This is a genomic window from Magnetospirillum aberrantis SpK (assembly GCF_011022235.1).
Classification (GTDB): domain Bacteria; phylum Pseudomonadota; class Alphaproteobacteria; order Rhodospirillales; family Magnetospirillaceae; genus Magnetospirillum; species Magnetospirillum aberrantis.
This window is the reverse complement of sequence record NZ_JAAIYP010000034.1, coordinates 321951-341908: the sequence shown is the minus strand read 5'-3', so window position 1 is coordinate 341908 and position 19958 is coordinate 321951. Positions and strand designations below refer to the sequence as shown.

At 66.3% G+C, this 19958-nt stretch carries 44 protein-coding genes; 7 read left to right on the top strand and 37 right to left on the bottom strand.

Annotated features, from left to right (window positions below; genetic code table 11):
* Positions 1-117: 117 nt before the first annotated feature.
* The 32 genes from G4223_RS20205 to G4223_RS07915 form a co-directional block, all read right to left on the bottom strand.
* Positions 118-1182, bottom strand: a complete 1065-nt coding sequence (locus G4223_RS20205; RefSeq protein WP_163677495.1) for a tyrosine-type recombinase/integrase — start codon at positions 1180-1182, stop codon at positions 118-120.
* A complete protein-coding gene (locus G4223_RS08065; protein WP_163677492.1) occupies positions 1179-1424 on the bottom strand; it encodes a hypothetical protein in 246 nt (81 codons plus the stop codon). Before G4223_RS08065 ends, G4223_RS20205 begins: the two co-directional genes overlap by 4 nt.
* Positions 1421-2422: a DUF5131 family protein gene (locus G4223_RS08060; RefSeq protein ID WP_163677490.1), complete on the bottom strand. Its 1002-nt coding sequence runs from the start codon at positions 2420-2422 to the stop codon at positions 1421-1423. The genes G4223_RS08065 and G4223_RS08060 overlap by 4 nt, the downstream gene beginning before the upstream one ends.
* Complete coding sequence (locus G4223_RS08055) at positions 2412-2693, bottom strand: hypothetical protein (RefSeq protein ID WP_163677488.1); 282 nt, start codon at positions 2691-2693, stop codon at positions 2412-2414. Before G4223_RS08055 ends, G4223_RS08060 begins: the two co-directional genes overlap by 11 nt.
* A gap of 11 nt (positions 2694-2704) precedes the next feature.
* Positions 2705-3010: a hypothetical protein gene (locus tag G4223_RS08050; protein ID WP_163677486.1), complete on the bottom strand. Its 306-nt coding sequence runs from the start codon at positions 3008-3010 to the stop codon at positions 2705-2707.
* Positions 3010-3237, bottom strand: a complete 228-nt coding sequence (locus G4223_RS08045; RefSeq protein WP_163677484.1) for a TraR/DksA C4-type zinc finger protein — start codon at positions 3235-3237, stop codon at positions 3010-3012. The genes G4223_RS08050 and G4223_RS08045 overlap by 1 nt, the downstream gene beginning before the upstream one ends.
* A 2-nt stretch (positions 3238-3239) precedes the next feature.
* Complete coding sequence (locus tag G4223_RS08040) at positions 3240-3560, bottom strand: hypothetical protein (protein ID WP_163677483.1); 321 nt, start codon at positions 3558-3560, stop codon at positions 3240-3242.
* A gap of 2 nt (positions 3561-3562) precedes the next feature.
* On the bottom strand, positions 3563-3931 hold the full coding sequence (locus G4223_RS08035; RefSeq protein ID WP_205762421.1) for a DUF4326 domain-containing protein: 369 nt from the start codon (positions 3929-3931) through the stop codon (positions 3563-3565).
* A complete protein-coding gene (locus G4223_RS08030) occupies positions 3924-4223 on the bottom strand; it encodes a hypothetical protein (protein WP_163677478.1) in 300 nt (99 codons plus the stop codon). The genes G4223_RS08035 and G4223_RS08030 overlap by 8 nt, the downstream gene beginning before the upstream one ends.
* Positions 4187-4711 carry an ASCH domain-containing protein gene (locus G4223_RS08025; protein ID WP_163677475.1) on the bottom strand — a complete coding sequence of 175 codons (525 nt, stop codon included), beginning with the start codon at positions 4709-4711 and terminating at the stop codon, positions 4187-4189. The genes G4223_RS08030 and G4223_RS08025 overlap by 37 nt, the downstream gene beginning before the upstream one ends.
* Entirely contained in the window at positions 4711-4974 is a 264-nt protein-coding gene (locus G4223_RS08020; protein WP_163677472.1) for a hypothetical protein, read from the bottom strand. The genes G4223_RS08025 and G4223_RS08020 overlap by 1 nt, the downstream gene beginning before the upstream one ends.
* Entirely contained in the window at positions 4971-5150 is a 180-nt protein-coding gene (locus G4223_RS08015) for a hypothetical protein (protein WP_163677469.1), read from the bottom strand. The genes G4223_RS08020 and G4223_RS08015 overlap by 4 nt, the downstream gene beginning before the upstream one ends.
* Before the next feature lie 3 nt (positions 5151-5153).
* Positions 5154-5465, bottom strand: coding sequence for a hypothetical protein (locus tag G4223_RS08010; RefSeq protein WP_163677466.1), 312 nt, complete (start codon positions 5463-5465; stop codon positions 5154-5156).
* Between the two features lie 4 nt (positions 5466-5469).
* Positions 5470-6720, bottom strand: a complete 1251-nt coding sequence (locus tag G4223_RS08005; RefSeq protein WP_163677463.1) for a recombinase RecT — start codon at positions 6718-6720, stop codon at positions 5470-5472.
* 18 nt (positions 6721-6738) lie between these two features.
* A complete protein-coding gene (locus G4223_RS08000) occupies positions 6739-7473 on the bottom strand; it encodes a hypothetical protein (RefSeq protein ID WP_163677461.1) in 735 nt (244 codons plus the stop codon).
* A 1-nt stretch (position 7474) separates the two neighbouring features.
* Complete coding sequence (locus tag G4223_RS07995) at positions 7475-7657, bottom strand: hypothetical protein (protein ID WP_163677459.1); 183 nt, start codon at positions 7655-7657, stop codon at positions 7475-7477.
* 7 nt (positions 7658-7664) lie between these two features.
* Positions 7665-8030, bottom strand: coding sequence for a hypothetical protein (locus tag G4223_RS07990; protein ID WP_163677457.1), 366 nt, complete (start codon positions 8028-8030; stop codon positions 7665-7667).
* Positions 8027-8212: a hypothetical protein gene (locus G4223_RS07985; protein ID WP_163677455.1), complete on the bottom strand. Its 186-nt coding sequence runs from the start codon at positions 8210-8212 to the stop codon at positions 8027-8029. The genes G4223_RS07990 and G4223_RS07985 overlap by 4 nt, the downstream gene beginning before the upstream one ends.
* On the bottom strand, positions 8209-8418 hold the full coding sequence (locus G4223_RS07980; RefSeq protein ID WP_163677453.1) for a hypothetical protein: 210 nt from the start codon (positions 8416-8418) through the stop codon (positions 8209-8211). Before G4223_RS07980 ends, G4223_RS07985 begins: the two co-directional genes overlap by 4 nt.
* A complete protein-coding gene (locus G4223_RS07975; RefSeq protein WP_163677450.1) occupies positions 8409-8681 on the bottom strand; it encodes a hypothetical protein in 273 nt (90 codons plus the stop codon). Before G4223_RS07975 ends, G4223_RS07980 begins: the two co-directional genes overlap by 10 nt.
* Complete coding sequence (locus G4223_RS07970) at positions 8678-9130, bottom strand: GNAT family N-acetyltransferase (RefSeq protein WP_163677448.1); 453 nt, start codon at positions 9128-9130, stop codon at positions 8678-8680. Before G4223_RS07970 ends, G4223_RS07975 begins: the two co-directional genes overlap by 4 nt.
* Before the next feature lie 38 nt (positions 9131-9168).
* Complete coding sequence (locus G4223_RS07965; protein ID WP_163677445.1) at positions 9169-9666, bottom strand: hypothetical protein; 498 nt, start codon at positions 9664-9666, stop codon at positions 9169-9171.
* A 3-nt stretch (positions 9667-9669) separates the two neighbouring features.
* Positions 9670-9966, bottom strand: coding sequence for a hypothetical protein (locus G4223_RS07960; RefSeq protein ID WP_163677442.1), 297 nt, complete (start codon positions 9964-9966; stop codon positions 9670-9672).
* Positions 9959-10354 carry a hypothetical protein gene (locus G4223_RS07955; protein ID WP_163677439.1) on the bottom strand — a complete coding sequence of 132 codons (396 nt, stop codon included), beginning with the start codon at positions 10352-10354 and terminating at the stop codon, positions 9959-9961. Before G4223_RS07955 ends, G4223_RS07960 begins: the two co-directional genes overlap by 8 nt.
* Positions 10347-10553 (bottom strand): hypothetical protein, encoded by a 207-nt coding sequence (locus G4223_RS07950; RefSeq protein ID WP_163677436.1) that lies wholly within the window; start codon positions 10551-10553, stop codon positions 10347-10349. Before G4223_RS07950 ends, G4223_RS07955 begins: the two co-directional genes overlap by 8 nt.
* 121 nt (positions 10554-10674) lie before the next feature.
* A complete protein-coding gene (locus G4223_RS07945; protein ID WP_163677433.1) occupies positions 10675-10914 on the bottom strand; it encodes a hypothetical protein in 240 nt (79 codons plus the stop codon).
* Positions 10915-10917: 3 nt separating this feature from the next.
* The gene (locus G4223_RS07940; RefSeq protein WP_163677431.1) at positions 10918-11322 is read right to left on the bottom strand and encodes a helix-turn-helix domain-containing protein; all 405 of its coding nucleotides are present in this window, start codon (positions 11320-11322) and stop codon (positions 10918-10920) included.
* A gap of 4 nt (positions 11323-11326) precedes the next feature.
* A complete protein-coding gene (locus G4223_RS07935) occupies positions 11327-11509 on the bottom strand; it encodes a hypothetical protein (protein WP_163677429.1) in 183 nt (60 codons plus the stop codon).
* A gap of 2 nt (positions 11510-11511) precedes the next feature.
* A complete protein-coding gene (locus tag G4223_RS07930) occupies positions 11512-11724 on the bottom strand; it encodes a hypothetical protein (protein WP_163677427.1) in 213 nt (70 codons plus the stop codon).
* Between the two features lie 5 nt (positions 11725-11729).
* Positions 11730-11930, bottom strand: coding sequence for a hypothetical protein (locus G4223_RS07925; RefSeq protein ID WP_163677424.1), 201 nt, complete (start codon positions 11928-11930; stop codon positions 11730-11732).
* 8 nt (positions 11931-11938) lie between these two features.
* Positions 11939-12196 carry a hypothetical protein gene (locus tag G4223_RS07920; RefSeq protein ID WP_163677422.1) on the bottom strand — a complete coding sequence of 86 codons (258 nt, stop codon included), beginning with the start codon at positions 12194-12196 and terminating at the stop codon, positions 11939-11941.
* A gap of 3 nt (positions 12197-12199) precedes the next feature.
* Entirely contained in the window at positions 12200-12883 is a 684-nt protein-coding gene (locus G4223_RS07915) for a hypothetical protein (protein ID WP_163677420.1), read from the bottom strand.
* Positions 12884-13074: 191 nt separating this feature from the next.
* Here G4223_RS07915 and G4223_RS07910 point away from each other — a divergent pair, with 191 nt between their 5' ends.
* Positions 13075-13632: a KilA-N domain-containing protein gene (locus tag G4223_RS07910; RefSeq protein ID WP_163677417.1), complete on the top strand. Its 558-nt coding sequence runs from the start codon at positions 13075-13077 to the stop codon at positions 13630-13632.
* Here G4223_RS07910 and G4223_RS07905 read toward each other — a convergent pair.
* Positions 13629-13820: a hypothetical protein gene (locus tag G4223_RS07905; RefSeq protein WP_163677414.1), complete on the bottom strand. Its 192-nt coding sequence runs from the start codon at positions 13818-13820 to the stop codon at positions 13629-13631. The genes G4223_RS07910 and G4223_RS07905 overlap by 4 nt on opposite strands.
* 4 nt (positions 13821-13824) lie before the next feature.
* Entirely contained in the window at positions 13825-14145 is a 321-nt protein-coding gene (locus G4223_RS07900; RefSeq protein ID WP_163677411.1) for an HIRAN domain-containing protein, read from the bottom strand.
* A gap of 129 nt (positions 14146-14274) precedes the next feature.
* Between G4223_RS07900 and G4223_RS07895 the strand changes: the two genes are divergently transcribed.
* Together G4223_RS07895 and G4223_RS07890 are read left to right on the top strand one after the other, a co-directional pair.
* A complete protein-coding gene (locus G4223_RS07895; RefSeq protein WP_163677409.1) occupies positions 14275-14709 on the top strand; it encodes a double zinc ribbon domain-containing protein in 435 nt (144 codons plus the stop codon).
* Positions 14709-15815, top strand: a complete 1107-nt coding sequence (locus G4223_RS07890) for a M48 family metallopeptidase (protein ID WP_163677406.1) — start codon at positions 14709-14711, stop codon at positions 15813-15815. The genes G4223_RS07895 and G4223_RS07890 overlap by 1 nt, the downstream gene beginning before the upstream one ends.
* 692 nt (positions 15816-16507) lie before the next feature.
* Here G4223_RS07890 and G4223_RS07885 read toward each other — a convergent pair.
* Positions 16508-17002 carry a hypothetical protein gene (locus tag G4223_RS07885; RefSeq protein ID WP_163677403.1) on the bottom strand — a complete coding sequence of 165 codons (495 nt, stop codon included), beginning with the start codon at positions 17000-17002 and terminating at the stop codon, positions 16508-16510.
* Between G4223_RS07885 and G4223_RS07880 the strand changes: the two genes are divergently transcribed.
* On the top strand, positions 17001-17213 hold the full coding sequence (locus G4223_RS07880) for a hypothetical protein (RefSeq protein ID WP_163677401.1): 213 nt from the start codon (positions 17001-17003) through the stop codon (positions 17211-17213). The genes G4223_RS07885 and G4223_RS07880 overlap by 2 nt on opposite strands.
* A gap of 76 nt (positions 17214-17289) precedes the next feature.
* Here the strand turns inward: G4223_RS07880 and G4223_RS07875 are convergent, their stop codons facing one another.
* Together G4223_RS07875 and G4223_RS07870 are read right to left on the bottom strand one after the other, a co-directional pair.
* Entirely contained in the window at positions 17290-17544 is a 255-nt protein-coding gene (locus tag G4223_RS07875; RefSeq protein ID WP_163677398.1) for a hypothetical protein, read from the bottom strand.
* A gap of 123 nt (positions 17545-17667) precedes the next feature.
* Positions 17668-17925, bottom strand: coding sequence for a hypothetical protein (locus G4223_RS07870; RefSeq protein ID WP_163677395.1), 258 nt, complete (start codon positions 17923-17925; stop codon positions 17668-17670).
* Between the two features lie 81 nt (positions 17926-18006).
* On the opposite strand from G4223_RS07870, the gene G4223_RS07865 reads away from it, so the two are divergent.
* From G4223_RS07865 to G4223_RS07855, 3 genes are all read left to right on the top strand, one after another.
* Entirely contained in the window at positions 18007-18498 is a 492-nt protein-coding gene (locus G4223_RS07865) for a phage regulatory CII family protein (RefSeq protein WP_163677392.1), read from the top strand.
* A gap of 89 nt (positions 18499-18587) precedes the next feature.
* Positions 18588-18884 carry a hypothetical protein gene (locus G4223_RS07860; RefSeq protein WP_163677390.1) on the top strand — a complete coding sequence of 99 codons (297 nt, stop codon included), beginning with the start codon at positions 18588-18590 and terminating at the stop codon, positions 18882-18884.
* 9 nt (positions 18885-18893) lie between these two features.
* Positions 18894-19955, top strand: coding sequence for a hypothetical protein (locus G4223_RS07855; protein ID WP_163677387.1), 1062 nt, complete (start codon positions 18894-18896; stop codon positions 19953-19955).
* Positions 19956-19958 lie beyond the last annotated feature (3 nt).

The window sequence follows — 19958 nt, the reverse complement described above, 5'->3', positions numbered from 1 at the left end:
AAAGCAGGGAAATCAATGCGGTAGCATGGAAAAACCCAGCGCCATGGCCGGATAAAATCAACGACTTACCGGCAGTTTTGGAAAAACTGGCGACGACGAAAATGGGTGAATTGTCAGTCATTTTTCACCGCCTTTGCCAGGGTCGATCATCTCGATCGCACGAGCCGCCCGGCGCCGCTTTTCGGCGTGGCGGGCGTAATGCGCCGCCATGGCCTCGGTGGCATGACCGAGGGCTGCGGCAATGTCCCTGGTGTCGCCACCGGCATCGGCGATCATCGTCGCCAGCGTGGTTCTGAGGCCGTGAAAGGTGAGACCGGGTTGCACCGCACCCGCCGCTTTCAGTACCCGCATTACCTTGAAAAACGACGCCTTGAACCCGCTCTCCGTGAAGTGCCCGCCGCGCATGGTGATCACCAGTGGCGCCTCCGGGGTCCGGGGTTGACGCTTCAGTTCGGCGTCGATGATGGCTTTCAGGGACGAGTGGCAGGGGAGCCGCACCATGTCACCAGTTTTTCCCTGTCGACCCTGGATGCTGGAACCATCATAGGCGGAGCGTTTCATGCGGCACACATCCCCCTCCCGCCATCCAGCCCAGAGAGCCAGGGCCATGGCCACCTGAAGGTGATGTGGCATCGCGGAGAAAACCGTGGAGAACTCGGCGGCTGTCCATGGGCGGTTCTTGTCGGGAAGTCCCTTCGGCCGCCTGATCTTCTGTTCCTTGTTGGTCGGATTGCCATGCGGCACTTTTCCAGCGGCGGCCCCGATGTTCCAGGCGCGGGAGATCACGGCCAGGACGTAGTTGGCGAAGCGCCGCTTATGCTGGTCATATGCCTTGTTCCTGATTTTGACCACCCGCGCCGCGTCAATGGCGCGCAGAGGAACGCCATCGATAGAGGACAGATAGTTTAGCACCTTCTGGTAATCCCTCTTGGTGCTGTCCTGGAGATGTTCGCGCCACTCTGGAGTCGACTTCCAGTACTGCACCAGCCATCCCCAGGTGCCTTCCGGCTTGGTGGTTTCCTGTTTCGCGGCTTCCGCCGCTTTGCGCAACTCCGCCACTTCGGCTACGAATTCGGCCGTGCCATACGGCGCCTTGATCCGCTTCCCGCTGATCCGGTCGTAGTAGTAGGCCTCGCCGTTGGCGCCGGTGGCCTTCTTGATGTGGCGGATGCGGACGATCACTTTCCCAACGCCTCGATCATGGCATCAACGTCAACGCCGCCATTGCTGGAGATTTCATCCAGCCAGCTGTCTATCTTCATGCGATCATACAGCACTCGGCGCCCAAACCGCAGCGGTTGCACGGTAACATGCTGGCGGAACGCCTCACCCGACAGCCCGCAATAGGCGGCTGCCTGATCGACGCTCATCAGGCGCGGCCAGTTCGGTAGGTTTTCAAGATGCTTCAGGGCGGCAGCCATCATCGCACCTCCGGCTTCCCGTTGTGCTCAACCCCATCCAGCAGCCGGCCGGCGGCCTTCTTGCCGCCACGGGCCATCCAGGCGCCGCCACGCTCTCGCCAATCGAGTTCGACATAGCCGGTGTGACCATCCCCGCCACCAAGGATTTCCCCGGAAGCGTTAATCACCTTGTCCGCCACCCGTCGGGAGCGTTCATGCGGGGCGCGATCGGTTTCGTCGTGCCACTCCCCCCACTGCTTGAACAGATACGGCACCCCATTGGCCGCGCACCAATCCCGCGCCGTCCGGTGCCAATCAGGATGCGACGGCCGCGCATGCTGGCCGCTCTCGCCGCCGCTGATCAGCCAGGACAGGAATTCCCACCCCGCCCAATCCACCGGCCCCAGCGCCGGCTCGTAGCTGACGAAGGTGCGCCAGCCGTCGGCGGCGATGCTGGCCGTGGCCGGGCGGCGCTCGTCGGCGCGGGTCTGATCCTCTGTGGTGCAACCGATTAGGACGTTGGGGAGGGGCCACCATCCATCCGTCCCGGCCGGGTTGCCGAAGCGCAGCACCTCCGTGGTGGCAAAGGGGATCGTCGCGCGGCAGACGCGGATTCCGGCCTGGAAGTCGGTCAGATACCCCGCCAGCCGCTCCGGCCGCTTCGTCAGCACATAGAACGTGTGTTGCTGGCACAGCGTCATGACGGCGAACAGGCGGTCGAGAAAACTGAACGGCACCGCCTCATGCCCGACGTCACCCATGCTGGTCAGGAACCACGCTGCCGGCTTCCGCACCTTCAGCGGCGCCAGCAGTTCCGGCTCCCACAGCGTGACCTTGCCGGTCCACTTGCCGCGGTTGCCCTGGCGCGTGGCGAGGCCGGCGTATTTCTCCTGTCCCATGGCTTCCAGCCGGGCCGCCATCAGGGCGGCGTAGCAGAAGGCACAGGCGGGGGAGATGGGGTCGCAGCCGACGACGGGCGTCCAAGTGTGGCGCGTCCATTCGATTTTCGAGTTATTGGCCATTGGGCACCTCATGGTGGGGCGGCTCGGCGCCGTAGTGCTTGTCGTGGCAGGCCTTGCAGACGCACATGCCGCCAACGATGCCGCCATCGGTGTATTCGGTGGTGACGCTGCCGATCTCGTCGTGCGTCGGCCCGCAGTACCACGCCACAGCGTGGTCAAGGCGGCGGTACTCGCCGCACATCGGGCAGTCGTGCCAATAGCGCTCTTCGTTAAGGTCGATGACGTAGATCAGCCCCTGGTACTCCTGCGGTACGAGCAGATCATGGGGCATGGGGCGCCCGCTCATTTCGATCCTCCCCGAGCGGAACGCCGCCGCTCCCGCTCATTGTTCACGGCCGCCGCCTTCGCCCGCTCCAGCAGGTATTCCCCGGCCTCGTGGGCGTCCGGGTCGAACGCGGCCAGCGCCTCGGGCGTGAGCCATGGCGAGAAGTCGCGGTGTGGCGAGGCCCATTCATCCATGGTGGGGTCAGGGGCATCGCTGCCATCCATCAGCTTGATCGTCTTCAGCATGCCGAGATGGTCACGGAAGGCCACGCGGAGACCGGTGACAGGGGCCTCGATGCTGCACGGCGTCTTGTTCGCGTCCATCACCACCCCCTGCGGCGCCGGCGGGCCGCGTCTTCTTCCAGGTCCATGCAGCATTCCGCGCAATGGCGAGCATTGGGCTGGACGGCCAGCCGTTCCGGCTCGATGTCCTCGCCGCAGGCTTTGCAGATGCCATCCGACGGCGGCGCCTGGGGCCGGTCCAGCATGGCCGCCAGGGCTTGGGCGTTGAACGCGGCGATGCGCTCGGCGGCGTTGTCGATGTCGTCCATGATCAGTCCGGCCGTTTGCAGAAGGGGCTATCGGGACCGGCACGGCCGGCCATCCGATCAATCGCACCCGCATATTCGAGATCGCCGTCTCTACCGGCCGCGACAGCGTAGGCGTGCAAACCGGCTTGGGCGTACATGTCCTTGAGCTTGATGACGAAGAACTCGCCCTCGGTGCCGGTGGTGCCGAATTCGACGGCCTCGGGATGGTCCAGGATGGCGGCGACCAACTCCTGGGGCGTGCGCGGATCGCCTTCGATCTTGCGCATGTTGATGAGGGCGTACTTGCCCTTGCCGGTCTCGTTGTTGTCGCGGTCGAGTTTCATGTTCAGGAATCCTTATTGGCGAATTCGATCAGCACGTCAGCGTGACACGCGCACCCAGCGGGGCACCAGCAGGCCAGATTCTTACCCCGCAGTTCGGAGAGCCGCCGAAGCACCGTTTGGCCGCGCTCACCCAATTCCGTCAAGACCACCGGCCAGACGACGCCAGGGACCACCTCCTCTGGGCGCGGTCCAAGGCAGGTGGCCTCCGCGTCCATGAGGAACTTGCGGAACAGACCGGCGCGGCGTGCGTTATCGCCGTACAGCGCCGGGTCATCGAACGGATTTCCCCATTGCGTCCCGCGCCCGACATAGACGGTGTTCTCGGGCATCTTCCAGCCCTTGGTGCGCTGGCGCTGAATGCGGTCAGGCATGGCCGACGTCCTCCAGCGGAATTCCATCGATGGCGATGATGTCAATCCACGGATATTGGCTGTTCGGGTCAGTGGTGAGCCGGCCGCCAATGGCATCCATGGTCTTGGCGATGGTTTCGTTCGCCGTCGCTTCGAACACGGAGAACCGCTTTGTCTTGCGCAGGATCTCGATGATGGCCCCGCCGTCGCGTTGGACCTTGCGCGGCAATTCATCCAGTCCGACCGAGAAGCAATCGACGTAGGTGCGGTACGCCATCATGCCGCCTCCCGCGCCGGCGGTTCCCAGAACCACCAGCCCTGCTTGCCCTTAGCTGGCACCGGTTTGGGCAGGCGCTGCACGTCGGTGAGGTGCCAGCACCAGCGGCCGGGGCTGTAGTCGCCGAAGGGGTCGAGGTTGAGCGTAGCGCCGATGTATGGCCCCCGATGTTCGGAGATGTGGACCACTGGGTTACGCAGGGGCGTCCCGCTGCTGAGGTGGTGCTGGGTCCAGGCGCACCGATACGCCCCGGCCAGCACGGCGGTGGCAATCACGGCGCCACGCGGCAGTGCTGACCAGCAGACACGGTGTCCGAGGCCGCCGGCTTCCAGTGCATCGGCGATGGCTTCGACCGTGGCCCGGTCCATGTCGTTCATCATGGGCGACGGATCCTTCACCGCCGCATGGATGGCGATCCTCTGCCCGATCAGTTTGGCCGGCGGCGGATAGGCGCGCGTCTCGAACGGCTTGGCGCCGATGGGGATCAGGCTGGCCCAGGGCTGCCAGATGGTGGTGGTGTGCATCAGCGGTCTCCCCAGTTTCGGCGCAGTCGTTCCGCTGCTGGATCGGAGAGGTATCTCCCAGGGCCGCCCGGCATGCTGTTTTCCATCGCCATGGATGCGCGGCGGTCGCAGCCTTCCGAGCAGACAAAGCCGCCATAGAAGTTCGACGGGCAGCGTTCGCCAGTGCGCGGGTGGTAGGCGGAGCCGCCGTACATGTAGGCGTCGCCGCGCAGAACCATGCCGCAGCCACGGCACACCGCAGGCTCTCTGGCCTCCGCCATCACGCGGCCTCCTTCTTCTCCCCACGCGGCGGGATCAGACCCGAGGCGGCGAGGCAATAGAGGGTGTGGCTGGCGCTGGCCAGGGCGGGGAGGGCGTCGGGGACGCCGGTCAGGCTGGCGCGGACGGCTTCGAGCTGGTCAGCCAGCTTGATGGCGTCGGGGTTGTAGAAGCGGAGCATGGCTCAGTACTCCCGCTCGTCGCCATCAAGGAACCCCACCTCGTCTGGAGCCGGCAGCGACTGCACGGCGGCTGGCCGGTAATAGCCGACGTTCTGGCGGGCGCTGGCCTCGGTCACGGGCGTGATGCTGAAGATGGCGCCGCCGCCGTAGAAGTGCGTGGCCGTCGGCTCGGTGGCATCGGGCGGGAACTCATCGATGCGAGCCAACTTGGCGCCGAACCGTTCGACCTCGGTCAGCAGCCCCCAATGTCGGCGGTGGCCGAACACTTCGAGGAGCACCCATTCTCCGGGCGCGGTGCTGGGTTGTTCGTTCATCGCCTCAGCCCTCCACCGCGCGCAGCGCCGACAGCTTAGCGTCGTACCGAGCCAGCCACGCTTTGTAGGCAGTCTTGTCCGCGCGGCCGGCGTCGGCGATAGCGCGGCTGTGCTTCTCCCCCACGGCATGGAAGGCGGCTTCGGTGACGGAGGATTCCATCTCTGCCATGATGCGTTCCAGCACCCGAGCAGGGGTTTCCTCGGCGTCGGTCTTTTGGCAAGTCTGCGGATGTGCGGCGAGGTGCGCCCGGTCCAGCGCCAGGCCGTAGGCCTCGTGCGCCTCGTCGGCCAGCTTGGGATTGGCGGCGCGGACGCGGTCAAGCTGGCCGCTGTTCGTCTCCCAGATGCCTTCGATGGCGTTGATGTCGCCGGCCCTCTCCAGGGAGGCCACCAGCAAGCGAACGAATTCGCTGGCGTAGGCGTATTCGTACACCTCGCCGTCGGCGTCGGTGAAGACGAACGGATCCGGCTCGGGTTCGGCCTCGACGTCAACCACGGTGGACGCGGTGGTGAAGTCGGAACGCTGGGGCCGTGCGGGCGCATCGACCACGGCGGACAGGTCGACCGGCGTCACGTCGATCACCTCGGCAGCTTCCTCGACGGTCTGCAAGCCCATCAGCAGCTCGGGGGCGTACAGCTTGCCGAAGAAGGCGGCGGCGCGGTACCGCAGCATCACCTCGGGCATGGTCTGCCACTTCGACCCATTCTTGCCCAGCCAGCCCTCGGCTTCGGCCATGGCGATGCTGACCTCGGGGCCGTCGAGGCGGTCGCCGGTAGCCTTCTCGATGGCCCAGGCGCGGCAGGTACGATCCTGCACCTTGCATTTGGCCTTGTTGATTTGGCGGTTGCCGTTGACCCACTTCACCGTCTCGTATTCGACCTCGCGCGCTTCGCCCTGGGCGGAGAGGTCGAAGCGCAGCGGCGAGAATCGGCCACACGAATTGATGGCGGCGATGACGAACTGCGCCGACCACGACGGACGGCCCTCCACCACGTAAAGGTTCTGCATCACCATCAGCGGATCAGCGCCCATGCGGTTCGCCATGTTCAGGGCGATGATGCAGTTCGGGACAGCGTTCGGGTTCTCGACCGGGTTCTTGGACCGCTTGTCCATCACCTGACGCCGGAACTGCTCCGGGACCAGGGTGGATGCTGCCAGGGCCTGGGCGGCACGCTGCGAGAATTCGAAGCTCTGGGCATTGGTGAAGCCGACGGAGATGTTCTGCTCGGCGGCCTTCGTGACGGCGTTGCTCATGGTCGTTCGTTCCTTCGATCAGGCGGCGGTGCGTTCGGGATAGAACTCGACACCGGGGATGGTGCTGATGCCCTTGTTGTGGGCGGCCTCGGCGCGGGCCTCGGCGCTCGCCAGCCGCTCGATGGTGGCGATCACGTCGGGGTGCTTGTGGAAGTGCCAGAGCGCCGCTGCATGATTGGTGACGCGGGCGCGCCAGACGGTGCGCAGCGACTTGGTCCGGGCGCCCATGCTGGATTGCAGGTTGGTCGGGGCCTTCTCGGCGCGCTGCGCAGCCTTCTGCGCCTCCTCGGCGGCGCGGGCGGCGGCTTCAGCCTCGACGGTCGCGCCAATCACGTCAGCAGCCTTCTGCGCCTCCTCGGCGGCGCGGGCGGCCTCGGCAGCCAGGCGCGCAACTTCCTCGCGGGCGGCTCGGGCGGCGGCCTCCCGCTCGCGGTCGAGCTTCTGGAGCCAAGCCGTGAGCAACGGCTTGACCAGCGTCTTGGCTTTTTCCAGCAAGTCGGTCAGCGGCTTGAACTTGGCGTCCACCGCCTTCGCGGCGTCGAGGTGGGGCTGCTTCTCGTCCTTTCGCTGCTTCTCCAGCGCCTTCAGGGCGAGATTGATCTGGTCGAGAAAGGCGCTGCATTTGTCCGCCGTCTCCTGATCGGCCAGGACGGAGCGCTCCTTGATCCAGCGGTTGGCGACGGCCACCAGATCGTTGACGCGGGCTTCCTCGGGGGGGAGGTTGTGGCCCCTCGGGGGCGGGGTGTCGGTCATGTCAGGCTCCTTCGGTATCGATATCGACTACCAGCAAGCCGACGGCCGGCTGCATGGCACCGCCACCGGGCGGCGCAAGGGTCAGGTTCAGCGTCACGCTCACCGAGCGCGCCCCGGTGTGCAGCAGGCGCTGCATCAGTTCTTTGGCGAGGCGGATCACCTCGGGATCGGACACGGCGGCCATGGCGCCCTCACCAGATCGGCGGTTGCTGTCTGAGGTCGAGCCGCTGGCCGGGGTTCGCCGCCGGCTCCTGGGGCGCGTGCGCCCGGCACCATTCGGCATCGGCGGTCATGAAGCGGTATTCGGCCTCGGTGATTTCTGACCCGATGACGCGGGGCCACAGGGCAAAGGCGCTGATCGGCTTGCCGTCCTGCTCGCCTTGCAGCGGAGGGAAGCGGTCGCAGGTGTCGCGCCAGGGGTGTTCGGTGTTGGCGTCGCCGCCGTTCACGGTGCAGTGGCAGGGGCGGTAAATGCGCGCAGGCACGTAGGGTCCGCCTTTCACCAAGCGGGTGCGGAAGAAACCGATCTGCGGGGCGTCGATGCGGGGGGCGGTCATTCCAGCCACCCCACCAACAGACCAACGGCGAGCGCCGGAAGGGAAAGTGTACCCACCAGGATCAAGGCGAGCATATCCGGGCGGCGCGCTTTACCTTCGCGCTCTAGCAGCATGCCGAACAGGCCGAGGGCATAGACGCCGTAGATCAGCATTCCGGCAGCGAAGAAGGCGGTCCAGTTCATGCTGCGATCTCCCCGCTGGGATACCGGCACGCGACATGCCACCGCTCCTGCACCCAGGCGCCCCAGGTCTTGCCGCCATCCTTGGAATGGTCGGGATCGAAGGCGCGGAACAGCAGGTGCTGGACGCCCTTGGCGATCTCCTGGCCACAAAAGGCGCAGCGGTGCGGCTTGGCGGCGGTGACGGTGCGGGCGGGCATCAGACGCATGACGGCTTGCCCTTGGCCATGCCGAAGGCCCGCAAAAGACGCTCACCGGCTTCGTGTCGCTCGGTGGCGCTTTTGCGGGTTCCAATGTGGTCGTTTTCGTAGACGTAGCGGGGCCGCATCAGCGTCTCGATGTCGTTGGCGATGCGTTCAAGCCGCAGGATGTCTTCCAGCGCCTCGCGGAAGATGTTCGGGGCGTCGTCACCGTTGGCAGCGGCGTGGCCTTCGGCAGCCTTGCGCAGGCGCTGGATGAGAGATGGATTCACGCCGCAGCCCTCCCTTCCGCCGCCACCGGCAACCACATCAGCGTGGCGCCGGTATCGGGATTGACCGGACCGGCGGAGAACCCGTACCGCAGGAACCGTGCCGGCCGCCGGGTGCTGACCATGACGATGCCGCCGTCCGTCGCCTCGGCGCGGATCGCGTCCCATCTGGCCAGCACCAGGGCATGGCCGATGCCGCGCCCCTGGTAGGCGGGCAGCGTGGCGCCGAGCAGCAGTTCCCAGGTCGAGCCGGCGGCGCGCGAGCGGGCGTAGCCGCCGATGGCGACCACCTGGCCGTTGACCTCGGCGACGAGGTAGCGAGGCGTCCAGAAGGTGGCCGGATCCTCGAAAGCGGCTGCCAGCTTCGGGATGGTGGCGCACGGGCTATAGCGTTCCGGCGCGGTGCCATCGGGACCGACGAAGGCTTCGGCGATCACGAAGGACGCATGCACAAGCTCGTGGCGGGCGAGGGGGCGGATGGTGGGCTGCATCAAAAGTCGCTCCCGTCATCGAGATAGAACACGTTCTTCCCGTCGCACGGGATTTCACCGGTCTTCTGGTAGGTGTGTTCCCCGCCGGCGCCCAGGGCATTCCCGCACGCTTCGCAGATGGCGCGCCTAGGTTCGTCCAGCTTGGTCAGCTTATTCGGGAAGACCGAGACAAACGGGCGATGGTCGGTCCCGTCGCGATAGCCCTCGTCATCATCAAACCCGGTCTTCTCCAGGCAGTCAGGATCCACCTGCACCACCCACTTGCCGGGCTTCTTGATCGACGTCCCGGTGATGGTTCCGGTGATTGCGAGCGCCACACGCCCGCCGATCACTGCCGAAACGCGGTCTCCGGGAGCGTGCAGCGCGGCATAGTCCGGACACGAAAGCCGGGCCAGCGTCACCTTAAGGGGGGATTCCGAGAAGGCGATAGCCGCAGCAGCGCGCTTTCCGCAGGTAGGGCGATGCGGGCAATGCCGGCAGGGGTGAATGACAGCCATCCCCTACACCTCCACCAGCGGCGCCCGGCACACGGCCAGCCCCATCACCAGCCCTTCGGCGGCCAGTGCCTCGGCAACCATGTCGCGGTCGCACGTCGGATAGGTCCGCGTCTCGCAGATGCCGGGGCGGTCGGCGGCGCAGGCCCGCACCACCAGTTCCGGGCCGACCTGGGCGGCGGCGGCGTGCAAAGTGGCAACCCAGAACGCCAGGGCGGCGCCGGCGGCGATCAGGGCGAGCGCGAGGCCGGCGAGGAGATCGCCGAGGATGGGGCGGCAGGGGGTGGGGTGGAGGTCACGCATCGCGGCGACTCCCCATCTGCGCGCGGATGGCGTTGGCAACTGCCAGCCGGTCGAGTTCGTCGGCGATCTCCAGCGCCGGCACCGCCGTTTCGGCCAGCAGGTGCCGGAGGGAGTCTCGCTCGGCCCGGTACCGCTCCGCCTCTTCCCAGGCTGCGCGGCGGCCGGCTCGGGCCTGAACCTCAGCGTCTTTGGCAGAGGACAACTCCGCCTCCAACTGCGCGACGCGCTCGCCGGCATCGCTGGTTTCGGACAGGAGGAGGTCGATATCGTCGAGCAGGGCCCTCGCCAGAGGTTGTGAACACCCATCTCTGGTGATGCGCCAGTCGCCACATTCCAGGGACAAAGATCCGTTTGCGATGGAGCGGATGAAACGGACGGGGTCATCCATGTTCAGCCTCCCCGGCAACCTTGTCGGCCAGCCAATAGAACGGACGTCGGCCCTCCTCGACGGCTTCGCCGACACCCTTGATGGCGATACCGACGATTTTGAGGGAGAGCGCCAGCAATACGATGGCCGCGCCGGGGATAGCGGCGACGGTCGCCATCGCGAGGCGGGCCAGAACGACAGCCTTTCGGATCACGGTCATCACAGCACCTCGCGGATCAGGAAGGCGAACGCGACGATCAGCGCAGCCAGTTCGGCCATGACGATCTGCTCGCAGACGGTGATAATGGCGGTGGAGAGGGTGGCGCTGGTCATGCTGCACCTCACGCGGCGCTGGGGCTGGGACCATCCGGCGTGCGAATGGGGGTGTTGACGACGCGGCGCGGCCGTGCGGGAAACGCGAACACGTTGGTCGGCTCGGTGTCGCGCTCCAGAACCTTGACGGTGTCGCCGCTGTCATCGACGCGCACGATCAGGTAGGCCGGGCCGCCGAAGCCGTAGGTACCCCTGCCGGTGACGGTGCCGAAGGCCTGGGCGCTGGGGATGTAGACGCGGCCGGCCATGGCTCAGGCCGCCTTTGCGGTCGCGATGATGCGGGCGACGCGGGCAACCGCTTCCGCCTGATCCTGGCTCATGGCCTGGACGTCCTGCACCAGGTTCAGGATCAACCGATGATGCTGCGCAACGGTCGCATCCTTGCCGGCGGCGCCGACACCCTCGAAGAAGTCGGAGATGGAAGCGCCGAGCACCTGGGCGATCTGGTGCAGGCGGCCGGCGCTGACGCGGTTGTGACCGCGCTCGTACTTGTGGAGCTGCTGATAGGTAATGCCGACCCGCTCGGCGAGCTGGTTCTGGTTAAGGCCCGACAGAATGCGGCGCTCACGGATCTTGGCCCCGATCTGCTTGTCGGTATCGGTGGCGCGGCCGTTGCGGTCAACGCCGGTCCGGTCACGGGTGGTCGTGGCGTTCATCGTCTCATTCCCCCTTGGTGGTCGCGGCGCCCTGGCGCTCGCGGGTGCGGATCAAACGATCCTCGGTGTCCCAGCCCTTGAGCCAGTCGTGGTCCTGTTTGGTGGCAGGCTGGTATGGGCTGCGGCGGGGCAGCCCATGGCGGCGGTCATGCTTTCCCTCGACCACCTCTTCGCGCATCAGCGACATGATCAGGCCCCCGGATAGCAGTCAGGACCGACGGAAGCCCGGCGACAGGTGCGCCGAACCGGGATCGGCAGCGGGGCGGTTAGCTTGACCACCTCCCAATCGGCAGCCTCGGTCAGAGCCTTGTCGGCCATGCGGGCGGCGTCGAAGTCGCACTTGCCGGAGGCTTTCGCCGCATCAAAGGCGACCTGCCAGAACTGGCGGGGGTGCAGGGACATGGCCATCACCCCGCCACCTGGACGTCGAGCACGGTGGCATTGCGCACCGGGCGGCCCAGACGCTGGACGTGAACCAGTACCGCCACCTCGGCCGACATGCTGGCGTCGATGTCGTCGCGGCCGGTCAGGTGCATGTCGATGCGCTGGACGTGGCCGTCGGCGTGGGTGATGGCGGCGGTGGCGAGGTAGGGCTTGAGGGTGGGCATGTCAGGCCTCAAAACACGCAGGTGGTGTCGGTGAGGCCGGCGATCTGCGCCTTCAAGGCCTCCAATTCGCGTTCAGCCATCCCACGGGCGGCCGTCTCGTCGCGGTACTGCTCGGTGAGGCGCTTGACCTCGTGTTCCAAGGACCAGACCTTGCTGCGCTGCTCGGCAGCATCGGCTTCGGCCTTGGCCTGTCCCTTGATGGCCGCTTCGAGCTGGTCGAGGATCATTTCAGCGAGCAGGTGGCCGTCGATATTGTCGTTCGCCATGTCTCAGCCCTCCGCGTCCAGGGCGTCGATCTCGGCATACACTTCGGCCAGACGGCGTTCCGCATCGGCGCGGCGGCGGTCCTTGTAGGTGGCGCACCATTCGCGGGCCTTGGCGAAGGCAGCGGAGAAACCGGAGATGATGTCGATGTGTTCCGAAGCGCCGCCGCACATGCCGTTCGGGTAGATAGCCAGGGCGCCGCCGCCCTTGCCGAGCATGACGACAGTCACCTCGGCCTTGCCGCCAGGCAGCAGGGACGCGATGCAGCGGCATTCCGACAGCAGTTCGTCCACCGTCCAGGCATCAGGGGAAGCCGACTTCCCGTCCGCGATCCCCAGGCGCTCGCCATCGGGCTGACAAGCCGGGCACCGCTCCGACGTGCTGGAAGAGCAGGTGCAGCCTTCGCCGGCCAGCAGCTCCGCCACCGTCGGCGCGATAGCCTCGCGAGCTTCGACGTACCGGCGCTTGGGCATGAAGTTGCCGGGGACCATGTGGGCGATTTCCCAGCGGTCCACGGTTTCCATCTGGCAGACGGTGACGCGGCCGCCGTCAGGCGCGACAGCATCGGCGCTGATGGCCCAGATACAGCTCGGCACCCATTTCATGCCCGTGGCCTCGGCCAACGCATCGGCAAGTTCCTGGTGGGTTTTGAAGCCGCTCGGCGGAATACGCGGGGTCTTGCTGTCCATCCCATCCCTCCCGTGTGCGGACCCCGGCGCTGTGCCTCGTGGCTGCTGCCGGGGTCCTGGGTGCCACCATGGGTGGCTGATGGGGGTAATCCTAATGCGGGGAAAAACCCGCGTCAACACAAATCACGGGGAATTCCCCGCGCCCATGCTATACTCCCTCCCGCCGCCATCGGGGCGCTTCGGAGACCACCATGAAGAAGACCATCACCCTGATCTATAACGGCACCGCGATCCGCGACCGTGGCGAGATGCTGAACCTCACGGATATGTGGAAGGCGGCCGGCGCCGATCCGTCGCGCCAGCCAGCCGAATGGCTGCGCTCGGCCGATGCCGAACGGTTCATCGAGTTTTTGGCGGAAAGCCTCAACATGGGAAATTCCCAGGATGGGGAAAATCAAGGGCTTACGAAGGTGACGCGCGGCGGGAATGATCCACGCACCGAGGCCCATTGGCAGATCGGCATGGCCTACGCCAAGTACCTCAGCCCGGAATTCCACATGTGGTGCAATAGTGTTGTCCGTGCCCACATGGAAGGCCAGACCATTGCCGGTGTCCATGCCATCAAGGCGACGCTGGCGAAGGTGCAGCAGTGGAACACCGCCTACCGCATGCTGGGGCGCATCAACCAGATCGCCGGGCAGAGAGCGGCGGCCCAAGCCATGCCGGCGATCCTGGCCGAGCTGGGCATTCACGTCGATACCAGCGACAGCCCGGTGATGCGCCAGGGAGAATTGCTGTTGAAGGATTAACCCCCAGCCGTTGGCGGGCGCAGATGCAACTCCATCCAAGCCGCGATCACTGCTTCAATGTGCATCTCCAGCACGGCGGTCGAGGTGGAACGGTGATGGCCGGGACGATAGCGATACCCGGCCGCCTGGACCTCCTCGACGATGAGGGCGGCGGCCTTCTGGGCGATGACGTCGAGACTGGTGGACACGGCGCTATTTCCCCCAAATCCTGACGCGGATAGCAACGCCGAGGGATGGCCTGTCCCGCGTTCCGCCGCGTATCTCTTCCAGCACGGCGCCCATACGCGTGCCGCTGTTGATCTGGTCGGCCAATCGGGGCGCCATGCCGGCCATGATGTAGCCGATCTGTTGGCCGTTCCGCCGGCAAACCTTGATGGCATTGCGGTCGTGCGGGTTGTTCGGTTCTCTGATCAACAGCAATTCCTCGCCCGCCTTGGCATGGCGGATTTCGGCTTGGCGGTAGGATTCCCCGGATATACCGGTGACGAAGGTGCGTCTCGGTTTATCGTTCATGGCCGTCCCCCGGAATGGTCCGTGTTCAAGCGTAAACCGGGGCGGGAATGGAGTCGAGTCCATGCCATCATTGTTTGATATGGCGGCGCCCTTCGCTACACTGTTCCGGTGGTTGTGTGGGAGGGTGGCATGGGCTGGATTGTCATCAGTTGGATCGTGTTTGCGGTGGTGGCCGGAATTGCCGCATCGGCTCGGAACCGAAGCGTCGTCGGGTGGGTGCTCCTCGCCCTGTTGCTCTCGCCGTTGGTCGCCCTGATCCTGCTGGCCTTTCTGCCAGCCGTGAAAGTCGAGGAGGACGCGCCTGGACGTTTCACCGCCTGCCCGGAATGCGGCGCACTCGGCCCAGCGAAGGCGCTGAAATGCGGGAAATGCGGGGCCGAATTCACGGCACCCCCGCCGCCTGATACGCGGGCCTGCCCATTCTGCGCGGAAGAGATCAAGGTCGCGGCGATCGTCTGCAAGCACTGCGGGCGTGAAGTTGCGCGGCCGTCGCTGCCCGGTCTCGAGGTGTCGCATTTGCCGCTGGAGACCTATGGGGCCAGCGGCCGGCCGGAGGTGCGGTGATGCGACAGGCGCACTACCTCAGCCATGCCGGCATCGCCGTAGGCGTCGGCCTGCTTCTGGCGTCCTGCGCCCCCACCACCCAGCGCCCCGGCACGGACCCCGCCAAGGTCGAGGCCGAGCGGGCGGCGCAGAAGAAGCTGGTATTCGAGAAACGGCAACAGGAATTGACGCGGCTCCAGTTCACGTTCTCGCGCCTGGTGACGGCGGCGGCGCCACTGTGTCCGGAAAAGGTGGCCAGCCTCGGGATGGCGGTGCACTCGCGGGCTGACTATGTCGGCATCGAGGCGGCAGAGGATGCCGGCATCGGCGGTCGGCCGATGGTTCTGGCGGTGATTCCAGGCGGCCCGGCGGATCGGGCCGGCATCAAGGTCGGAGATGAGCTGCTGTCCATCGGGCCCGAAGAGGTGTCGCGGTTCCGCATGGCGCAGCGGTCGGTCCGTAACGCGATGGGCAGCGATCCGGGACCGCGTGCGGTCAAGGTCAAGCGCGGCGACACCGAGATGGTGCTGACCGCTCAACCCGACATGGCCTGCGCCTATACGCTGGACTATCAGCCCCGCGACAACGTCATCAATGCCTATGCCGACGGGTCTGCGGTGCTGATCACCGGCGGCATGGCGCGCTTCGCGGAGAACGACGAACTGGCCCTGGTGATGGCGCACGAGATCGCCCACAACGCCCGCGACCATGTCGCCTCGAAACGCGCCGGGGCGATCACCGGGATGATCCTGGGCTCGATCCTGGATGGCCTGGTCGGCGCCCTGGCCGGCGGCGCCAGCACCGGCGGCGCTTTTGGCCGCATGGGCGAGCAGGCCGGCGGCGGTGTCTATTCCCAGGATTACGAGGCCGAAGCGGATTATGTCGGCCTCTACATCATGGCCCGCGCCGGCTACGCCATCGACGGCGCGCCGACCTTTTGGCGCAAGATGGCCGAGGTCAACCCGGATGCCATCTCGCGGGCCTACAGCCACCCCACGACCCCGGAACGCCTGGTGGCAATGGATGCGGCGGTCGCCGAGATCAAGGCAAAGCTGGCGGCCGGGCAACCCCTGGCGCCAAACGAAAAGGCCGCCGCCGAGGCGGTGCCGACCAGTCCAGCCCCCTGACCCCTTGCCGGGCATCCGCGAAGCGGATAGCCTTTGAGCAGTCCCGTGGCGGCCCGCCGCGGGACGACGGGCCTCAAACACCCGAACACAGACGGTCCCCCGACCCGACAGCGGTATCCCCACTGTCCGGGGTCAGTGCGCTATGTCCAAGCCGCAAGGCTAAAGGCGTGCTGGCTGGATCTGTGTCCGGTGTTTGAGCCCCGGACGCCAGGGAATGGCGTTCGGCACCGAAAGCGGGGGAGGGCAGTCCCTGAAAATCGTCGCCGTTCGCCATCTTGGTGGAGATGGCCGGGACCGGACGCAAGACTTGCGCATCCGGAATTTTGTCATGGGTGAAACGCCGCTCTCCTTGGTGGAGACTTGCGCACATACGTCAGTCATAAGCGTATGTGTGTTGCTGCATGCACAACCGGCGGATTAATATTTGACAGCGCCAGTAATTGAAGCGGGCGCTTTCGGTGGTAGCATCCCACCTCCAGAAACCGACCGTTGGGGAACGGTCAATCTGCGACGTCTCGCCACCCGCTGCCCAGACCAGGCATGGGAATGAGACCCTATACGGAGGGGGTATGCAACGCACTGAAGGGCGAAAAAATCGCGAGCTGTTGCGCGCGTTTGATACCGTTTACGCTTCGGTCGTCTTCCGTTTGCACACGAAGGCGGGTCGGATCTCTTTCGGCGCGCCCACGAAGCTATCGCGCAGACTTCTTGCGAAATGCAGATACAAGTTTATCCTTGATCTGCCCATTCACCTTAACGGGGATGCCGGCGTCCGAGAACACTTCTTCAACGACGCTCGCCGACACTTCGGCCGCCAGACTAGCGGGGATCATCTCGTCAGGTAAGGTCTCGCTGCCACTCCCATAGAGGAGCCACTCCAGCCGGCACTCAAGGGCAGCCGCCAGCCTCATAGTTCGATACACGGAGGGCATGCGCCCCTTCCGCATTTCCCGCACCACGTCGACATTGTTCGGAATAGCGCGCCTGCTGGCCTCTCGATCTGAAAGGCCGAGAGCTCCGAGACGTGCGTCTACGCGGGCCAGTATGTCTTGAAGGGCGCGGTCTTCGTCATTCATGCGGGGATTATCCCGCACACGATCACGCATGTCATGCGGGGAATACCCCTTGACCAATACGGGGAAAACCCCGCAATATAGCTCTCGACCTACCACGTTCGAGGCATCCATGGATCTGCGCTCCCATCTTCTCGCCGAGGCCGACCGCTACTGCGCGGCGACCGGCATGTCAAAGGCGCGGCTCGCCACCATCGTCGCCAAGGACGGAAAGTTCTTCGCCCGCATCGAGGCTGGCGGCGACTGCACCACCGGCATGTATGAGCGCTTCATGACGCACTTCGCGGAGCGCGCCGCCACCACCACAGAAGGAGAGGCCGCATGACCTGCCTCGCCTGCACCATCGCCGCATGGCACGTCGCCGCGCTGGAACGCACCACGCGCATCCCGCCGAAGTCCGGTCAGTCCGGGAGCGGCACGTCCAGGCGCTGCGCCAACAGTTCCGTCCTGACGCCCCACCATGTGTGCTGCCGGGCGAATTCCGGCTTGGCCTCGGCCTCCTGCGCGAAGAACGCATGCATGCGGCCGAGCATTTCGGATGCCGCCTCGGCAGGCAGGATGCCGCGCTCGATCATCACCGCCATCAGGGTTTCCAGGGCATGGTTGGCGAAGGTCGCTTCGGCGCTCGCCAGTTCTTCCGGTCGTAACAATTCCATTTCCGCTCCCCATTCCGGTTGGTCCGTGGAAAGCCACCAGGATACGGGGCGGGGCGGTTGCTGTCACGGCGACCGCCGCAATCATCTCGGGCAAGGGGACGGGCAATGACCGCACTCCACCGCTCACCCCCGCCGCCGCACGGGGAACGGCACCACGTTGCCGCCCATCTCGCGCACCGGCTCCAGCGCCGGTCGGCCGACGCCGTCGAGCGTGGTGACCAGCGCCTCCAGGCAGAACTCGCCGGCATCGATAGCCATGCGGTCACCGGCCCGGCGCGCGGCGGCCAGCATGTCCATCACCGCGTACAGCGCCCGGGTGGCGTGAAGGCTGACGACCTCGGCGGGCGTCTGGCTGGCGGTATGTCCATCAACTCGATCCATGGCGGCGGTCCCCTTTGCTGATGGGGACAGATTGCCACTGCCCGTGGCACGGGAAAATCAGTCAGAAGGGGGCTTTAAGCGATGACCGACCGAAAGTATGGGGATGAATCATACCTTAGTCTGAAGGCGCTGACGCGGCGCCTGGTCGGGCAATGCGGTGGCGCCGAAAAGGCCGCCCTGGATACCCGCGCGGCGGAATCCACCATCAACGGATTCGGCAATGTTTTCCATGCCCAGTTCGTGCCGGTGGATGTGCTGGCCGACCTGGAATGTAGCGCCGGCCAACCGACAGTGACCCGAGAGCTGGCGCGCCTGATGGGATACGACCTCGTGCCGATGGATGGTGGCGCGGCGCCGGCGCCCAGCGACCCGGCGCAGATGGTTGTCCGAGCCTCGCGTGACGTCGGCACCTTTGCCGACGCCGTTGAGCGCATGGATGCCGATGGTATCCGCGAGCCGGGTGAGATCGATGTCTGCATCGAGCGCGCCAGCGACATGATGCAGCGCCTCGGTCACACCATCGATACCCTGCGGCGCTACCGCGCCACCATGCCGGCCCGAGTGAGGGTCTGACCATGCCGACGCACGCCACCCATCGCCCCCTTGGGCTGGCCGTGCCAGGGGCCGCCGCTTGCGCCGAACTCGGCGGCGGCCCCACCCCCATGCCCGAGATCGCCACGGCAGTCGGATCATCCCGGACGGTGGCGCTGGCGGATGGGCGTACCCCCATCCCTGCGGCCATCCGCCAGACTATCCCCCGTGCGCGTTCCCACCTGAGCCTGCCCGCGCACGGCACCTCCCCCGGCCGGCTGCCGCATGGCGCCGCCGGGGAGCTTTCTTCTTCCGAGATGGTCCCGCCGCCGGTCAACGATCCCTCAAAGGAGACGATCGTCCGTTTAAGCCGCGAGGCCCGCATTGGGCATTCCGGCGGCGGGGCCTGCATCTCCACCGGCTTCTGAGGTGGCGCCATGCGCATCAGCAGTCAGGCCGACTTGAATGCCATGCGGGCCGAGAGAAAGGCCCGGCGCGAGGCGAGGCGCCAGAAAGCGGCGCCGCGCATTCCCACCATTCCCCAGCAGGAGAACACCCCCATGGCCAAAGGACGTAAATCCAAGGCGCCGCCGCCCAGTCTGTCGCACGAGCAGAAGCTCAAGATCATCGCCGACGCGGCCCGCGACATCATCCGCATCAAGGCCGAGATGAAGGCCCTGGCCGGAGACATCACCGCCGCGCGCGGCCGCGTGAAGCAGACCGGCGTGAAGGCATCCGACTTCGCCACCGTGTTCCGGCTGTTCCAGTTGGAAGCCGAGGACCGGGACAAGAGCCTGGATGGCCTGGTGCTCTGCGCCGAGGCGCTGGATATCGACCTCGGCAGCGACGGTCGCCAGGGCGAGCTGTTCGGTTCCGCCGGTGCCGACGACGCGCGCCGCACGCAGGACCCGGAGCCGGGCAGCATCGAGTTTGTCGAGGTCGGTGACGAAGACGGCGACGACGAACCGAGCCTGCTGGACGCCATGGGCGTGGAAGACGGCGAAGCCAACAGTTTCGGTGACGATGACGCCGATGATGAGCCGGTGTCCGATTGGGCCGCTGCCGCCGCGGCTGACGACGAGGCTTTCGACGCCGCTGGCGTGGCCTACAACGCCGCCGAGGCCGACGGTAAAGAGGCCGGCTTTGCTGGCGCCCCCGCCGAGGCCAACCCGCATGAGGCCGGATCGGTCCTCGCCGCCGCCTGGGAAAAGGGCCGCCTGGCCGGCTCCGAACGCTCGGCCGAGGTGGACCAGTACAACAGCGGCTGGGAAGCCCATAAGGCCGGGCAGCCGCGCGAAGCGAACCCGAACGACGCCGGCACCGAGGCGCACGACCGCTGGGCCTTGGGCTGGGACGAGCGCCAGAAGAAGGTCGAGCGGGCCGCGAAGGCTGGCAGCGTTGCCACTGCCGAGCCGGCCACCAGCGATGCTGGCGCCGAGGGGCTGCCGTTCGTGCCGGGCGATGGCGTGGGCGATGCCGCCCAGGTCGCGGCGGAGTAGGGC